The sequence below is a fragment of the Sphingobium estronivorans genome (assembly GCF_008692605.1).
GTDB lineage: Bacteria > Pseudomonadota > Alphaproteobacteria > Sphingomonadales > Sphingomonadaceae > Sphingobium > Sphingobium estronivorans.
This window is the reverse complement of the sequence record NZ_LFCT01000024.1, coordinates 34,315-49,049: the sequence shown is the minus strand read 5'-3', so window position 1 is coordinate 49,049 and position 14,735 is coordinate 34,315. Positions and strand designations below refer to the sequence as shown.

Annotated in this window: 12 protein-coding genes; 9 read left to right on the top strand and 3 right to left on the bottom strand. The window is 63.5% G+C overall.

Annotation, left to right across the window (positions count from 1 at the left end; all coding sequences use genetic code 11):
* Positions 1–182 precede the first annotated feature (182 nt).
* Together F7P65_RS16565 and F7P65_RS16560 are read left to right on the top strand one after the other, a co-directional pair.
* Positions 183–674 carry a DUF736 domain-containing protein gene (locus tag F7P65_RS16565; protein ID WP_150293600.1) on the top strand — a complete coding sequence of 164 codons (492 nt, stop codon included), beginning with the start codon at positions 183–185 and terminating at the stop codon, positions 672–674.
* An 81-nt stretch (positions 675–755) separates the two neighbouring features.
* Positions 756–1,769, top strand: a complete 1,014-nt coding sequence (locus tag F7P65_RS16560) for a DUF2493 domain-containing protein (protein ID WP_150293598.1) — start codon at positions 756–758, stop codon at positions 1,767–1,769.
* Positions 1,770–1,920: 151 nt separating this feature from the next.
* Here F7P65_RS16560 and F7P65_RS16555 read toward each other — a convergent pair whose 3' ends face one another.
* The gene (locus tag F7P65_RS16555; RefSeq protein ID WP_240334343.1) at positions 1,921–2,277 is read right to left on the bottom strand and encodes a hypothetical protein; all 357 of its coding nucleotides are present in this window, start codon (positions 2,275–2,277) and stop codon (positions 1,921–1,923) included.
* Between the two features lie 467 nt (positions 2,278–2,744).
* Here F7P65_RS16555 and F7P65_RS16550 point away from each other — a divergent pair, with 467 nt between their 5' ends.
* Genes F7P65_RS16550 through F7P65_RS16535 form a run of 4 tightly spaced genes read left to right on the top strand, consistent with a single transcriptional unit; the run spans position 2,745 to position 8,584 of the window.
* Positions 2,745–3,047, top strand: a complete 303-nt coding sequence (locus F7P65_RS16550; RefSeq protein ID WP_025291971.1) for a hypothetical protein — start codon at positions 2,745–2,747, stop codon at positions 3,045–3,047.
* The gene (locus tag F7P65_RS16545) at positions 3,044–5,089 is read left to right on the top strand and encodes a type IV secretion system DNA-binding domain-containing protein (RefSeq protein WP_150293596.1); all 2,046 of its coding nucleotides are present in this window, start codon (positions 3,044–3,046) and stop codon (positions 5,087–5,089) included. The genes F7P65_RS16550 and F7P65_RS16545 overlap by 4 nt, the downstream gene beginning before the upstream one ends.
* On the top strand, positions 5,086–8,061 hold the full coding sequence (gene mobF, locus F7P65_RS16540; RefSeq protein WP_150293594.1) for a MobF family relaxase: 2,976 nt from the start codon (positions 5,086–5,088) through the stop codon (positions 8,059–8,061). The genes F7P65_RS16545 and mobF overlap by 4 nt, the downstream gene beginning before the upstream one ends.
* On the top strand, positions 8,051–8,584 hold the full coding sequence (locus F7P65_RS16535; protein WP_150293592.1) for a lytic transglycosylase domain-containing protein: 534 nt from the start codon (positions 8,051–8,053) through the stop codon (positions 8,582–8,584). The genes mobF and F7P65_RS16535 overlap by 11 nt, the downstream gene beginning before the upstream one ends.
* A gap of 103 nt (positions 8,585–8,687) precedes the next feature.
* On the opposite strand, the gene F7P65_RS16530 is transcribed toward F7P65_RS16535, so the two are convergent.
* Together F7P65_RS16530 and F7P65_RS16525 are read right to left on the bottom strand one after the other, a co-directional pair.
* Positions 8,688–9,929, bottom strand: coding sequence for a tyrosine-type recombinase/integrase (locus F7P65_RS16530; protein WP_150293590.1), 1,242 nt, complete (start codon positions 9,927–9,929; stop codon positions 8,688–8,690).
* 116 nt (positions 9,930–10,045) lie between these two features.
* Positions 10,046–10,648, bottom strand: a complete 603-nt coding sequence (locus F7P65_RS16525; protein WP_240334342.1) for a JAB domain-containing protein — start codon at positions 10,646–10,648, stop codon at positions 10,046–10,048.
* A gap of 141 nt (positions 10,649–10,789) precedes the next feature.
* On the opposite strand from F7P65_RS16525, the gene F7P65_RS16520 reads away from it, so the two are divergent.
* Genes F7P65_RS16520 through F7P65_RS16510 form a run of 3 tightly spaced genes read left to right on the top strand, consistent with a single transcriptional unit; the run spans position 10,790 to position 14,594 of the window.
* On the top strand, positions 10,790–14,011 hold the full coding sequence (locus tag F7P65_RS16520; RefSeq protein ID WP_150293588.1) for an intermembrane phospholipid transport protein YdbH family protein: 3,222 nt from the start codon (positions 10,790–10,792) through the stop codon (positions 14,009–14,011).
* Complete coding sequence (locus F7P65_RS16515) at positions 14,008–14,196, top strand: YnbE family lipoprotein (RefSeq protein ID WP_046763138.1); 189 nt, start codon at positions 14,008–14,010, stop codon at positions 14,194–14,196. Before F7P65_RS16520 ends, F7P65_RS16515 begins: the two co-directional genes overlap by 4 nt.
* Positions 14,193–14,594 carry a YdbL family probable chaperone protein gene (locus tag F7P65_RS16510; RefSeq protein WP_150293586.1) on the top strand — a complete coding sequence of 134 codons (402 nt, stop codon included), beginning with the start codon at positions 14,193–14,195 and terminating at the stop codon, positions 14,592–14,594. The genes F7P65_RS16515 and F7P65_RS16510 overlap by 4 nt, the downstream gene beginning before the upstream one ends.
* Positions 14,595–14,735 lie beyond the last annotated feature (141 nt).

Sequence of the window (14,735 nt, the reverse complement as noted above, 5' to 3'; positions counted from 1 at the left end):
TCGCGGCCGGTGCGTCTTTGTCCTTGTTGTGGCCGCTGTCGCGGCCGTCTGATGCTCGGGCTCACCAGGCACGATGAAATCTGTCAAGAAATCAATGACATAGAAGTAATGGAGGGGAGGGAGTAGGGTTTTTATGTGGTCGGAAAGAGAAACGGACCACAGCACAGAGAAAGGATGAAGTCATGAAGATCGGTAGCTTCAAGTTTGACGAGCGCGTCGGCGATATTATCGGCAAGATTGCCACTCGCAGGATGCGCTTTCCTTACCTCATCATGAAGCGCGTCGAGGATCGCCAGAGCGACAGCGCCCCCGTCTATGAAATCTACGAGACGAACGAGGCGGGCGACGAAATCCAGATCGGCGTGGTCTGGGAACGTCGCATGAAGTCCAATGACGAACTCTTCCTGTCCGGCATGATCGACGATCCGAGCTTCCGCGAGCCGCTCCCCATCGCCCTTTTCGGGGACGAGACCAATGGTTTCGACGTCCAGTGGCGGCGTGAACGCGAGCGCGACGCGCAGGGCAGCGGCTTCGGCAATCGCACGAGCGGCGGCCAGCGGCAGGGCGGCTTCGGCGGGCGTTCGGGCGGCGGCTTCTCGGGCGGCAGCACCGCCGGCCCCGGCGGCGAATATACCGGCAACGGGCGCGGCCTTGACGATGAGGTGCCCTTCTAAGCGGCATCAAAGGCGGGCCGGGGGAGCGCTGGAACGCTTCCCCGGACCCTGAACCGTCACCCGACCAAAGGAACCCATCCCATGAGCAAGCCAACGGCCTTGCGCAGCGTTAGCAGCTTTGCCGACCTGCCGGAACTCTATGCCGAACTCACAACCACGCCCGATTTCGTGGCATCGTTCGGCGATCCGCTTCCGCTAACCATCATCCAGCCCGACGAGGAGCCGGGCGAATTTCTCATGCCCGATCCGCTCGCCGCACAGGCGGAATGCGGCGGCATCATCGCCGCCATCTTCGACCTGTTGACCGATACGCGGCTGGCCCCCCTCGCGCCCGAACTCGCATGGGGTTTCGTCAACAGCTTCCACTTTGTCGCGAACAAGCTGGAAAGCCGCGAGGATCGGCTGGCCGACACCCTGCGCGATATGGCGCGGCGGCTGGAGCCGGGCGAAGTGTTCATCAAGGAACTGGAAGATACCCAGCTTGAATGCCAGTCGGTTGCCGAGCAGCGCGCCGCGATGGAAGCCATGCGCGACTATGCCGCCGCGATGTATCGCGCCTATGCCGGTCGCCCGTGGTCGCCTGCCAAGGGATCGCGCGCGTCCCATGTCACGACCGCAAGCCAGATTTCCGCGCTCGACTTCCTGCGCGCGCGATCCGAGCGGCGGCGTGACCGATACGACCCGCAAGGCCCGGTCGTCGTCGTATCCGGCCCGCAGGACTGGCACGACTGGCGGATTATCTGGGGACGCCTCGACCAGATCAGGACGCGCATCCCCAACATGGTCCTTGTCACCACCGGACAGCGTGCCGGAGTGGACGCAGCGGCAGCGGCTTGGGCGGCGCAACGCGGCGTCATCTGCATCGCGTTCGGCCTCTATGGACGCGGGAAGGGCAAGGGCTTCAAGCGCAATCGCGACATTGCCGAGCTTATGCCCGTCGAGGCGCTGCTTTGCGAAGGTTCCGGCATCCAGTCGAGCCTTTATGACCTGTTCAACCCGGAGAAGGGCCACCGCGTCCCGACCCATGTTTTCATGCGGACCGATCAGGAACCCGATGTGCCCATCAAGCGCAGGCGCCGCGTCATAGCGGCCTGATCGGACCACCAGCCCAAGAGAGGGACCGGCGCGGGACACCGCAGCCGGTCCCTTGTCGTGCTTGTCGCACGAGCGGGGGAAACCCGAACGGTTTCCCCCGCGCCGCTCCTTTTGCCGGGCGTTCCGCCCGCCAACGTCGCTCCCCTTTCCGCTAAGGATGCACCGTCTCCTGGCTCCCGTCTCCGGCCTCCGATCCGGGAGGCCGCGTAGCGCCGGACTTCACCCCACCAACAGCACGAGCCTTCGTCGGCGCGCGCCGTTCGGGCGGATCATCGGACGCAGCCGGAAGCGCCTTCAGTGCAGCCAGCGCCGCGCCGCCGCCGATCCTGATCGCCTGCGAGAGCACATCACGAAACTCGCGCTCGCTCAGTCTCTCGACCGCAAGCTCCGACGCGAGCTTACCATAATGCGCGCGCAATCCACGCCGCACCATCTCGGCTTCCTGCGCGAGATTGCGCTGATCGGCCTCGATCTTCGCGAGCCGTTCCCGTTCCGTCATCTTGGGCATTCTTGGACTCCTTCTCAAAAGGAGGTCTGCCCGCCAGCCCCGACTATCTTCCAAGGAGCATCCGCTTGCAACGCCTTCCGGACGACACAGCGCAACCGATCGAATGCGGCTCCCCCGGACGGGGAGACCCGCGCCGATCGGGATCGACAGGCGCAGCGGACGAGCGCGCTGCGGACGAGGGACGCACGCCGAAGGCGGGTGTAATGCACCCCACGCACGGGTGCTGCGGGGACGAATCGCCCGGATTTCCGCCATTTTTGGCAGGCACAGGATGGCTGTCGATCTGGCACTGATCGGCTGCCGGCGGCAGCCAGCCGCTGGCCGTGTCGCACTTAAGCGGTTGATCTGCCTTGGCACTTCGTGGCTGCCACCGGCAGTTTCGATAAATTGTTGAGATCACGCCGTAAATCGGCTATAAAGCTCTTGCTTCACCACGTTGCTGGCGTGCCGGACAAGGAGTCCGCCGCTTGGCACGCATCACAATCCGCATAGATGATGACCTCTATGCGCGCCTTTCTGTCCAGGCGCGCAATGCAGGTCTTGGCGCCGCGACCTACTGTCGCGACATCCTCGAACGCTTCGAAGGCTCCGATCCTTCAGGCTATCACGCCCGGTTCGACGAGCTCCACGCGACGGTCATCCAGGCTTTCGCAATCCTTGCCACATCGGTCGGCGAACGGTCGCCGGATATCCTCCAGAAGGGACTGGGCGAAGCCCGTCGGCTTCTCCGCGAAAGGGGGCTGCTCGATCCCGAGCAGGATCGCCCATGAGCATCTTCCGCCACGATACGCTGGGCTCCTGGACCCGGGGAGGCCAGGCCATCGTCCACAATGTCCGCATGACCACGCAGGTGTTTTACCAGACCTTCCTCGCGGGACTGGTGATCTGGATCGGCGGCATCATCTGGTACGCGCTCGAAAAGTCGTCCGAGTACGAACGCTTCGTGATGCTGAAGGTCACGCAGGCCTATTTCATGGGTGACACGCTGCCGGGCAACGCAACACCGATCCTGTTCAAGACCCCGGCGGGTAAGCAATACTGGACCACCCCTAAAGGACTCATCAGCTCCGGTGTCGCGCACAAGACGCTCGCCGCCTTCGAAACCTACCTTCTTCATGGGGCGCTGCTCGCCGGTCTCTTCGCCCTCGCCATGTTGGGATGGGCCTGGTTCTATTTCACCCGAACAGGGAGGGGGCTGGGCTCCAACCAGTTCCTACGCGGGGCTCGGTTCGGGACTGTGCGTCAGGTCCGCCGGGCCCTCTGGCGCTATGCTAAGGGCAGCTTCGAAGTCGGTGGCGTCAATGTGCCAGATGCCTTCGAACCGGAACATATCCTCATTTGCGGCGCGCCCGGAACCGGCAAGACCAACATCATCGTCAAGATGCTGGACGGCATCAGAAAGCGGAAGCGCCGTGCTATCGTCTATGACACCGCCGGCACCTTCGTGGAAAAATTCTACCGGCCGGGGATCGACGTTCTGCTCAATCCTCTGGATGCCCGCGCGGATTGCTGGTCGCCCTGGGTCGATGTTCCTCGCGACTATCATTACGATCAGATCGCCGAGTCCACGATCCCGGACAAAGCCGGGGATCCGTTCTGGGCGAAAGCCGCGCGCGGTACGCTAGTTGCCGTCCTTCGGAAGCTCGCGCGCCAGGAACGTACCCTTGTGTCGATCCTGCTCGACACGTTGCTGCGTTCCAAATTGAAGGATCTCGCTGCCTTTGCCGCTGGCACTGATGCGGCGGCGTTCATCTCGACGGAAGGAGAACGCACGAGCGCCGGCATCCAGGCGGAACTCGCCTCCGTCATGCGCAGCTTCTCCTATCTCGACGATACCGCCGACGGTTTTTCGATTCGCGATTGGGTCGCCAACGAGAGGGACGACAGTTGGCTCTTTATCACGGTGAAGGCGGATCAGCTTCCGTCGCTGCGTCCCCTCATCACGGTATGGCTCGACATCGCGATCAGCGCGATCATGAGCATGACCGCCGATCGCAACCGGCGCCTCTATTGTGTGATCGACGAGTTGCCGACGCTCCAGCGCCTGCCCTCGCTCGGTGATTTCCTTGCCCGCGCCCGCAAATATGGTGGCTGCGGCATTCTCGGCTTTCAGAGCTACCCGCAATTGGAAGCGACCTACGGCATCCAGGATGCAGCCGCGATCACAGGTTACTGCTCAACCTGGGTGGCACTGCGAGCCAACGACACCCCGACCGCGAAGCATATCAGCGAGAACCTCGGCCAGGTTGAGCAGGTCGAAGCCAATGAGGGCATGTCCTACGGCGTGAACGACATGCGAGATGGCGTGAATCTTTCGCGCATGCAGGTGACGCGACCTTTGGTTATGCACACCGAGGTCACCAACCTTCCAAATCTCATTGGCTATCTGCGCTTCGGACGCAGCCTGCCGGTGGTCCGTTTCGAGGACAGCTACAACAAGGTTGCCTTCGTCGCGGATGCGTTCGAGGAGCGCGGAGCGCCGCCCGTTCGAATAGGCGGCGCAGTCCCACCGGCGTCCCCACCTTCGGTAGCGTCGGCTTCACCGGCCAAGCCAAAGCCAGGAGCACCGAAACGACGCCGGCCCGAGCCAAAGGTGCAAGAGGCCGAACTGCCGCTTCGTCCGCCGCCGGAAGAGACGGAACCATCGGGCAGTGCCCCAAGTGCAGGATCGACGCCACCGGCGCATCCGAATGGAACCGATGAACGGGATCCCGCTTCGCCGCCGCTCGAACTATTCGGCAAGCCCGCTGGGTTCCGTCTCAGCCAGCATGGTCGGCATGACGGTGCCCGCAACGCTGCGAGGCCGGCATGATCAATCCCATCCGCCTCAAGGGAAAACCCGCGAACATCGCCCGCTATTATACTGTCGGTGACTATTACACCAAAGGCGCCGACGAGCATTCTGAATGGGGTGGTAAGGTGGCCGCTGAACTCGGCCTTGAAGGGAAGGTCGATCCCGGCGTTTTCAAGGAGCTTCTCGCCGGCAAGGTTGGTGATCAACAACTGGGCCGCCGCCGCAAGGATGGGAATATCCAGCACCACCCTGGTTGGGATTTCGCGGTCAATGCTCCGAAATCGGTCTCGATCATGGCGCTGGTGGCAGGTGATGATCGAATCATACAGGCCCATGAGAAGGCAGTCGGGGTGGCGCTTTCCTACCTCGAAGAACACGCCACAATGCGGCATCGCGTCGATCGAGAGGTTGTCGAGAACACGACGGGGCGGCTCATCTACGCCCGCTTCACCGAGCATGCTTCACGCGAGCTCGACCCGCATCTTCACACCCATGTCGTGGTCATGAACATCACCGATGAGCGTGACGGCGAAAAGAAGGTCAGCCTGGAGACGCGCGCCATGTTCGCGGAACAGATGGCCGCAGGACAGGTCTATCGGAATGAGCTGGCGCACCTTCTCAAGGAGCTTGGCTATGAGGTCGAGTTCGATCCTCGGCGCGGCCTCTTTGAAATCAAGGGTGTCCCGAAGGGCCTGATCGCCGAGATGTCCCAGCGAGCCGAGCAGATCGAGGCTCACGCGAAGGAACATGGTCTGACGGGGCAGGCGGCGCGCCAGCAGGCCTTCTACGTCACCCGCGGCCCGAAGCAGAAAATGACTCTTGAGGACCTGCATCAGCGGTGGGACGGGCGTTTGGGCCAACATGCCGAGGCGGTAAAGGAGACGCGCGAAAGCGCCGAAAAGTCCGGCGAGCGAAGGATCGAGGTCGAGCCCGAGGTCGCCGCGCGGGCGATGCTGTTTGGCCTGCGCCAGTCGGAAGGCAAGGAAGCGGTCAATAACCTCGGACGGTTGTTGCAGACGGCTTTAGCCTCGCATGTGGGTGAGGTTCGCCTCTCTGACATACGCCCCGTTATCGAGGACCACGAGGCGCGTGCGAAGCTTCTGGAAACACGACATCGTACTGGCGACGAAATCCATACGCGCGGCCGGACGACGCGGAAAACGGCCCGCCTGGAAATGGCCTTGTCGGATCATCTGGCGCTGGCCCTCAATGACGCGCGGCCACTGGTTTCAGTCGAAGCCCTCCGCGACGCCGGTATTGCCCACAATCTCAAGCCCGAGCAGAGAACGGCCCTTCTCCACATCGGGACAACAGACCACCGGGTTGTCGCGGTGCATGGCGTTGCCGGCTCCGGCAAATCGACCATCATCGGGGCGTTGCATGAAGCGGTGGGGGAGACCGCCACCCTGATTGCGCTGGCGCCAACCTCGTCGGCCGCCGGTGAACTAGGCCAGAAGGCGAAAATCGAGTCCCGCACCGTGGCCAGCTTGCTCGCCACCGGAGGTGCCAGGCTCGATGAGAATCATGTCCTTGTGGTTGACGAGGCAGGCCAGCTCGGCAACCGCCAAGCCATCCGGCTCCTCGAGATTAGCCGGATGACCGGCGCCCGCCTCATCCTGCTCGGCGACACCCGGCAGACGGGGGCAATCGAGCAGGGAAAGCCGTTCTGGCTGATGATGCGCCTGGGGATGCCCAAGGCCGAGCTGAAGGATCCGATTCGCCAGCAGGACGACGGGATCACGCAGGCCGTCCGGCTGGCACGGCTTCAGAACTATGATGGTTCCCTCAAGGCGCTTGAAGCTGTCACTAGCGGAGAGAGCAGCGAAAAACTTGCGGTCGCAATGGTTGCGGATTGGACGAGGTTGAGCCCGGAGCAACGTGCCAAGACCAACATGCTCGTTCTGGAAAACGCGACCCGCTTGATCGTCAACACCAAGGTCCGTGAGGCTCTCAAGACCGAGGGCGCGCTTGCGGCGGAGGAGGCCCGGCTCTCGATACTCTTCCCGTCGGGAATGACCGATCAGGAGAAGCATTTCGCGCGTTTCTACTCCCGTGGTCAGGTCGTGGTGTTCTCGCGCGACAACGTGGGCCTCGGGATCGCCCGGGACGCCGAATACAAGGTGATCGGGATCGGGCGGGACAGTCGCGGGCGGCAGACCGTCAATCTGGTGGATGAGCATGGCAGAACGATCCAGTGGGACCCGCGCTTGGGACGGGCATCCCAGATCAATGTGTTTCGCGAAGAGCAACGGGATCTTGCCGCGGGCGACCGTATTCAGTGGCGTCTCGTCAACAAAGACCTGGACCTCAAAAACGCTGAGCGTGGGACCGTGGAGCGCCTCGACGGTTCGCTCGCGACCATTCGCTGGGATCGCGACGAGCGGCTTCAGGAGATCGATCTCTCTCGGCACAAGAACTGGGACCATGGCTATGGCGAAACCGTCTATTCTGCGCAGTCCAAGACCTACGATCGGGTCTATGTCCTTGCCCCGGTGAACTCGCCGTTGGTCACCGGCCAGAACTATTACACCGCCATCACTCGCGCGAAATTCGGGGCGAAGCTCTGGACCGAGGATCGGGAGCGCCTGGTCGATAAGCTGAAACAGCGTTCGGGAGAGAAGACCTCTTCGCTACAAGGTCTGGGACGGATCGAGCGGGACAGCGTCAGGGGCCGAACTGCCCGCCACGGTGAGCGCTGGGACCGGCTTCGCAACGAGCAGCGCGCCAATCGCGAAACCCTCAAGGATCGCTTTGCAGCACAAGGTGAACCGATTGAGATATCTCGGCCGGAGGGGTTCGCCGAACGCATCGCAGACCGAGCGCAGTCCGCAGCATCCTTTCTGGATCGTTGGATAGTTTCTCTGCTCGACCGAAGTGCGGATCGAGGCGATGACCGGGAAGGTGGACGTTCCGCTGGGTCCACTCCTCAGCCTACGGCTGAACCCGCTCACGCCCCCTCCCAGGAACACGGGGCCGGCCATGATCATTGATTCGAGATTCATCCGGCGCTTGCTTGCGATTGTCCTACTGATAGCGCCGCCAGAGTTCGCGGGCGCTCACGCAGCATCTTCCGCCTCGCATGAGACCCGCATCGCATCATGTATCCGGCAGGTCTCGGGCGGTCGCACTTGGCTAGAAAAAACGCTGTGGGGGTTGCGTGATAAAGAGGGTGGCTGGGTCGGTGCCGAGGTGCCGAATAGCGACGGCAGCCACGACTTGGGTCCCCTTCAAATTAACAGTTGGTGGGTCACGCGCATAGCGGACAAGGTGCAGAGGCCACCGAACATCGTCCGCTACTGGCTTGTGAATGACGCCTGTTTCAATGTCGATGCGGCTCGCTGGATATTCCTGTCCGCACTCACAACGACTGGCGACTATTGGAAAGCGATCGGCGTCTACCACAGTCCGACCGCGTGGCGGCAACGGCGCTATGCTGCCCTGGTCGCGGTCAAGATGTCCAAGCGCTTCGGCACTGCCATTTTCAGCCAGAGACGATCTCGTGAAACGGACTGAAGGAGCCGAAGCCATCGGCGAGTTGGTGGATCGTCCGCCGGACACCTAAGGAACTAGTCGTGTCGCGGCTGGACGAGGAGTCTCATTGTCGTTTGGTCGCCGACTATGCGGCCAGACGCAGACGCTTCCGCGCCAGCAGCGACCGCACGAAGCCGTCCCACTTCTTCATAGCGGCCCGCTTCTCCGGCATGTAGCTCCACCGATCATAGCTTTTCGAGCTGACATCTTGGAGCGTGTGGTTCTGGAGGCGGTCGCGGATTTCCTTAGAGATGCCCGCTTGGCCCGCCAGCGTTTTCCATGTCCGGCGCAGGTCGCGGTTGGTGACAAACGGGATGACGCCGCGCTCCCGCTGCCGCCACATGAAGGCATAGAGCGTGCCGTGGGCGACAGGCTTGCTCGGATCTTTGGCTGAAGGGAAGAACCAGCCATATTCGTTCGTGTTGATGCCTTCGAGTAGTTCCGCTGCCAAGGAGGGAAGCGGGATCGCGTGGGGCTTCCTGTTCTTGGTCTTGGACCAGTCGATGATGCGTTCCTTCCGGTCATACTGATCGACGTGAAGCCGCGCGATTTCCTCGACGCGCTGACCCGTCAGCATCAGAAGCCGGACCGCTCGCGTATAGGGCGGATGCACCGGCGTATCGGGGCACTCCAGCCACCTATACAGCCGCACATATTCGTCCCCCGTCAGCCAGCGCGTGCCGACCACCTTGGGCTCGGTCGGAATGTCGGCTGCGGGGTTGTAGGCCAGCCGGAAACGTCGCGGTGACGTGTTTCGATAGTCGTTCTCCGATTTCAGGCCCCACGAATATGCCGACCGGATGTAGCTGCGAACATGGTCCGCCATCGAGCGCGTCCCACGCTCATAAATCGGCCGGATGACCTCCAACACGTCCTCAGGGAGAATATCACGCGCCAGTCGGTTCCGGCCGAGCGTGTCAGCGATCTTGTTGAGACCTTTCTTGGCTTCCTTCCACGACGGCTTGCCGGCGTCCTTGAGCGCGTCCGTATAAGCCTCGAACAGGTCGGCTACTGTCCCCGGCCGGCTATCGCCCGCGACCTTGATGCTGCTGCCCCGCTGGATCGGCACCGCATAGTCGCGCTCGAACAACTTGCGGGCAGCGGCCAACGACAGGGAAGGATAGACGCCCAGCTTGGACTTAATGCGCTTCTTGTCGCGCCACTGGACCGCATACCACGTCGCCGTGACCCGCGACGGCATGGGTTTCAGGATCAACGTCAGGCGCCCTGTGCCATGGCCTTCGCCATCGGGAAGGGTTTTCTCCTTCCGCGTTGTCGCGACAGCCCGGATGGCTTGCCGAATCTCACCATTTGTCAAAGCCGCCACGCCCGCCTCCTGCACTGGGGACTGTCCACCAAATAGGGGACGCAAACTGGGGACGGTTCACCGTCCGCACCCCTCAAATTAGTCCCAAACGGCGTTCGGTCAAGAGTCAGAAAAAACTAAGGAAATGTGCGGGAGTTTACGGGAATGAGCGGGGGTGAAAGAACCCAAGTAGGGTGGTTGTGCACGAGGATCAGCGCGGCTGAACCGAGATCAATGGCCCTGCGGATGACCTCCCGCGTATAGATCGCTGCCTGATCGACCGAGCCGTCGCCCATATGTTCATCGCGAATCAGCATGTTGCGGCTGTTGAGATGCAAAACCCTCACCCGTTCCACCGGCAGGAACGCCATGTCGGCGCGCAGATAGTCGAGCAGCGCCTGCCAGCTTGCGAGCACCGGCTTTTCGGCGACCTCATTACGCAGCATGCGCAGCGCGGTTGCCTGAACGATCTTGATTGCGGCGATGCTGGTGTCGCCCATGCCGGGCACGCGGGCAATGGCTTGCCAATCCGCCGCCATCAGACCCCCGATCCCGCCGAATTCGCGCAGCAGCGCCTTGGCCAGCGGCTTGGTGTCGCGGCGTGGGATCGCCAGAGCCAACAGATATTCGATCAGTTCATGGTCGTGCAGCGCCGCGCCGCCGCTCTCCGCGAGCTTCTGCCGCAGTCGGGCACGATGCCCCACGCCGTCATGCGCGGCCTTCAAATCCTTTTCCGGCAATGTCTTACCCGCCCCCTCTGCACTATGGCGAGGCTATAAGTTGCGGAATTTCCGGGCAAGGATATTTAGAGGCAGTCAGACGTTGTTAAGGCGTTACGGACGTAAATTGAGCGTTTTCAAAGCCCGGGGTTGGCCATAGGCATGGAAGAGGAAGACGGCGAAAAGGAAATTCGCCGGGGCTGGCTGCGCTGGCTTGGCGTCGGCACGGGGGGGCTCGTGCTGATATTGGCCGCGCTCTGGACTCAGCGCGCACCCATCGCCGAAAATTTCATCAGCCGTGAACTTAACCGGCGTGGCGTTGAGGGCAGCTATGACCTGAAGGACATCGGCCTTCGCACCCAGCGGATCGAGAATATCGTACTCGGCGACCCGACCCATCCCGATCTGACGGCGCGTTGGGTGGAGGTCGATATTGCCTTTACCGGCCTGACGCCACAGGTCGCGGCGGTGCGGGCGGGTGGCGTCCGGGCGCGTGGATCGCTGCGCGGCGGCGTGCTGAGTCTGGGCGAAATCGACAAGTTCAGGGACACGAGCTCGACCGCGCCGTTCAGCCTGCCGGACATTCTGCTGGGGCTGAGCGACGCGCATTTGCGGCTGGACACCGATGCCGGAATCGTGGGGATGCAGATCGACGGCAATGGCAATCTGCATTCGGGCTTTCGCGGCAAGCTGGCGGCGGCGATGCCCAATGCAGGCTTGGGCGGCTGCGGCCTCGCCGGTCTCGTGGCGTCGCTGGATGTCGCGATACGGGATGGACAGCCGCATCTGTCGGGGCCGGTGCGGGGGGATGCCCTTGCCTGCCGCGATGCCGCCACCGCCATGGCCCGGCCTGCGGCGAATGTCGATATTCGACTGGGTAAGGCGCTGGATCGATGGAGCGGCCATGTCGATCTGACCGGCGATGCGCTGAAATCCAATGGCATGGTGCTGGCCCAGCCGGCCGGGCGGATCGATTTCGACGGGACGGGAGCCTCGACGGCGGGCAGGGCGCGGATCGGGGCGGCGGCGCTGTCTGCGGCGGGCGCGCTGGCCGGACAGACAGAGATTCAGGGCGCCTGGCAGATCGGCAAAGGCGAGGCGCGGATGCAGGCCAGGCTTTCCGCCCGGCAACTGCGTCTTGCCGGGCGCGATCCGCTGGCAGGCTTGCGCGAATCGGCGTCGGGGACACCTGTCGAGCCGCTCGCGGTCCGCTTGGCCGATGCTGTGCGGCACGCGGGCGAGGACAATATCCTGCAGACCGATCTGGCCTTCGCCCAGCAGGGCCGGGGTGGCAGCCTGGTCCTCACCGATACTCGTTTTTCCGCTCGCAGCGGCGCCAAGGTGGCGATTCCCGGCGACGGACGGGTGACCCTCGGTTGGCCCGGAAAGGGGCGGCAGGCGTTCGACTGGGCGCTGGACGGTGCGGTGACGACGGATGGCGGTGGACTGCCCAAGGCCGCGCTGCGGCTGGCCCGGCGGGCTGGCGGCGGCTTTGGTGGGCAGCTGTTCGTTGAACCCTATGCGGCGGGACAGGCGAAGCTGTCGCTGGAACCGGTGCGCTTTGTGGCCGGGCCGAAGGGCGATACGCGTTTCTCGACGGAAGTGCGGCTCGATGGCCCCTTGCCGGGCGGGCGGCTGCGCGGATTGGCCGCCCCCGTCGAGGGGCAGTTGGACGCCGATGGCACGATTGCGGTCAATCGGCGCTGCGTGCCGGTATCGTTGATCGAGGCGCGTTATGGCGGCTTCTCCATCGGGCGGACGCGGCAGACATTGTGCCCCATCGGCGGCGGCGCGCTATTTGCGGCTGGTCCCAAAGGAGTGCGGGGCGGCGCGGAAATCCGCAAGCTCGCGCTCATCGGCAAGAGCGGGGACAGTCCGATGCGGCTTTCCGCGGACAGCGCGCGCGTCGCGCTGGGGCGGGAGGGCTTTGCACTGTCCCAGGTGGATCTGGGCATCGGGCCGCAAGATGCGCCGGTCCGCCTGACCGCTGCGGCTCTGGATGGAAAGGCGGTCGGCAAAGGGCTGGCCGGTCGGTTGACCGGCGCGGGTGGGCGAATCGGCACGGTGCCGTTGATCGTCGAAAATGGCGCGGGCGACTGGAGTTTCGCGGGCGGCGCGCTGAAGCTGGCGGCGGCGCTGACGGTGCGCGACGCGCAGACGCCCGGACGGTTCGAACCGCTGCAGGTGCCCGATTTCGCGCTGACCCTGAAGAATGGCCGGATTGCCGCCACGGGATCGCTGAGGGCGCCGCGCAACGATGGGCTGGTGGCGCGGGCCGTGATCGCGCATGATCTGGGCAACGGACGCGGCAATGCGGATCTGGCGGTTCCCGGTCTGGTCTTCGGCCCGAAGCTTCAGCCTGAGGATGTGACGCGGCTGGCGCTCGGCGTCGTCGCGAATGTGCAGGCGACGGTGAGCGGGGCGGGCCATATTCGCTGGGATGGCAATCATGTCACCAGCGACGGCCTGTTCCGTACTGACAATGCCAATCTGGCCGCTGCCTTCGGCCCGGTGGAGGGGCTGTCGGGCGAATTGCGCTTCACCGATCTGCTGGGTCTGGTCAGCGCGCCGGGGCAAGAGGCGCGAATCAGGTCGGTCAATCCGGGCGTGGAGGTGCGCGACGGCGTGGTGCGATACCGGCTGGAAGCGGGGCAGAAGGTGCATATCGAGGGTGGGGGATGGCCGTTTTCCGGCGGTCAACTGGCGCTGTTGCCGACCACGATGGATTTCAGCGCCAATGTGGATCGTTACTTGACCTTCCGCGTCATCGGGCTGGATGCGGGCGCGTTCATCCAGGCGATGGATCTCAAAAATATCTCCGCGACGGGTACGTTCGACGGGATCATGCCCTTGATATTCAATGCACAGGGCGGCCGCGTCGCGGGCGGCGTGCTGACCGCGAGGCAGCAGGGCATGCCGCCGCTGCTGATGCCTGAGGGGGTGCTGCCGACCATCCCCTGCGATCCCACGCGCCAGTCGGGTACCTTGTCCTATGTAGGGCCGGTATCGAACGAGCAATTGGGCGCCATGGGACGGCTGGCCTTCGATGCGCTCAAGAATCTCCAGTATAAATGCCTTACCATCCTGATGGATGGTGCGCTGGACGGAGAAATGGTGACGAATGTCGTGTTCAACGGCGTCAATCGCGGGCAGATCGGCGGCGCGCCGGCGGGGCTGGCGCGCAATTTCACGGGCCTGCCCTTCATCTTCAACGTGCGGATCGCGGCGCCCTTCCGGGGGTTGTTGGGGACCGCGCAGTCCTTCATCGATCCCTCATCGCTCATACAAAATAGCATAGGCGACCAGATGCAGGAGAAGATTCGGGAAAAGGTTGCAGTTCAGCCTGCCGAAAGCGACACTGTGCGAAACGGGGAGCAGAAATGAAGAAGCGAACGATCATGACGGCGGGCTTCGCCGGTTTGGCCTTGGGGGGCTGCATCCAGGTGAAGGCCCCGGACAAGCCCATTGAAATCAATCTCAATGTCAAGGTGCAGCAGGAAGTCGTTGTCAGATTGCAACGCGATGCGCAGGATCTGATCCAGAATAACCCGGAGTTGTTCCCGCAATGACACGCAAGTTTATAATGATCGCCGCCACAGCGGCCGTCGCGCTGGCGACTGGCCTGGTCATGACCTCTCCCGCCCGTGCGCAGTCCGGCGCGGTCGCCGCGGCGATGAGCGCGGGGACCGTCGGCGAGCAGGCCGACGGCTATCTGGGTATCGCCGGGTCCGTGAGCGATGCGGTGCGGTCCGAGGTCGAATCGATCAACATCAAGCGGCGCGCCGCCTATACCGACCTGGCCGGCAAGCGCGGCGTGACGGTACAGGATGTCGCCGCCGCGACGGGATGCCAGACGTTGAGCAGCCGCGTGAAACAGGGACAGGCCTATCGGATCGGTGCCGGCGCCTGGCAAACCAAGGGCGCCGGGCCGATCGCTTTGCCGCCCTATTGCGCGACCGCCGGGTGATTCCCGGGGACAGGGGACTTTCGACCCGGCTTCGTCCGGACAGGAAATTCTCCTGCCCAACGACGGTTGACACTCCGGAAAGCCCTTTCTAAACGGGCCGCGCCTTGACGGGTGCAGCCGCAAGCGCCATGCCGCCTGAAC

What these genes read in the sequence shown, in the direction of transcription:
- F7P65_RS16565 (WP_150293600.1), top strand. Translation starts at nt 183, where the DNA reads ATGAAGATCGGTAGCTTCAAGTTTGACGAGCGCGTCGGCGATATTATC.
- F7P65_RS16560 (WP_150293598.1), top strand. Translation starts at nt 756, where the DNA reads ATGAGCAAGCCAACGGCCTTGCGCAGCGTTAGCAGCTTTGCCGACCTG.
- F7P65_RS16555 (WP_240334343.1), bottom strand. Translation starts at nt 2,277, where the DNA reads ATGCCCAAGATGACGGAACGGGAACGGCTCGCGAAGATCGAGGCCGAT.
- F7P65_RS16545 (WP_150293596.1), top strand. Translation starts at nt 3,044, where the DNA reads ATGAGCATCTTCCGCCACGATACGCTGGGCTCCTGGACCCGGGGAGGC.
- mobF (WP_150293594.1), top strand. Translation starts at nt 5,086, where the DNA reads ATGATCAATCCCATCCGCCTCAAGGGAAAACCCGCGAACATCGCCCGC.
- F7P65_RS16535 (WP_150293592.1), top strand. Translation starts at nt 8,051, where the DNA reads ATGATCATTGATTCGAGATTCATCCGGCGCTTGCTTGCGATTGTCCTA.
- F7P65_RS16520 (WP_150293588.1), top strand. Translation starts at nt 10,790, where the DNA reads ATGGAAGAGGAAGACGGCGAAAAGGAAATTCGCCGGGGCTGGCTGCGC.
- F7P65_RS16515 (WP_046763138.1), top strand. Translation starts at nt 14,008, where the DNA reads ATGAAGAAGCGAACGATCATGACGGCGGGCTTCGCCGGTTTGGCCTTG.
- F7P65_RS16510 (WP_150293586.1), top strand. Translation starts at nt 14,193, where the DNA reads ATGACACGCAAGTTTATAATGATCGCCGCCACAGCGGCCGTCGCGCTG.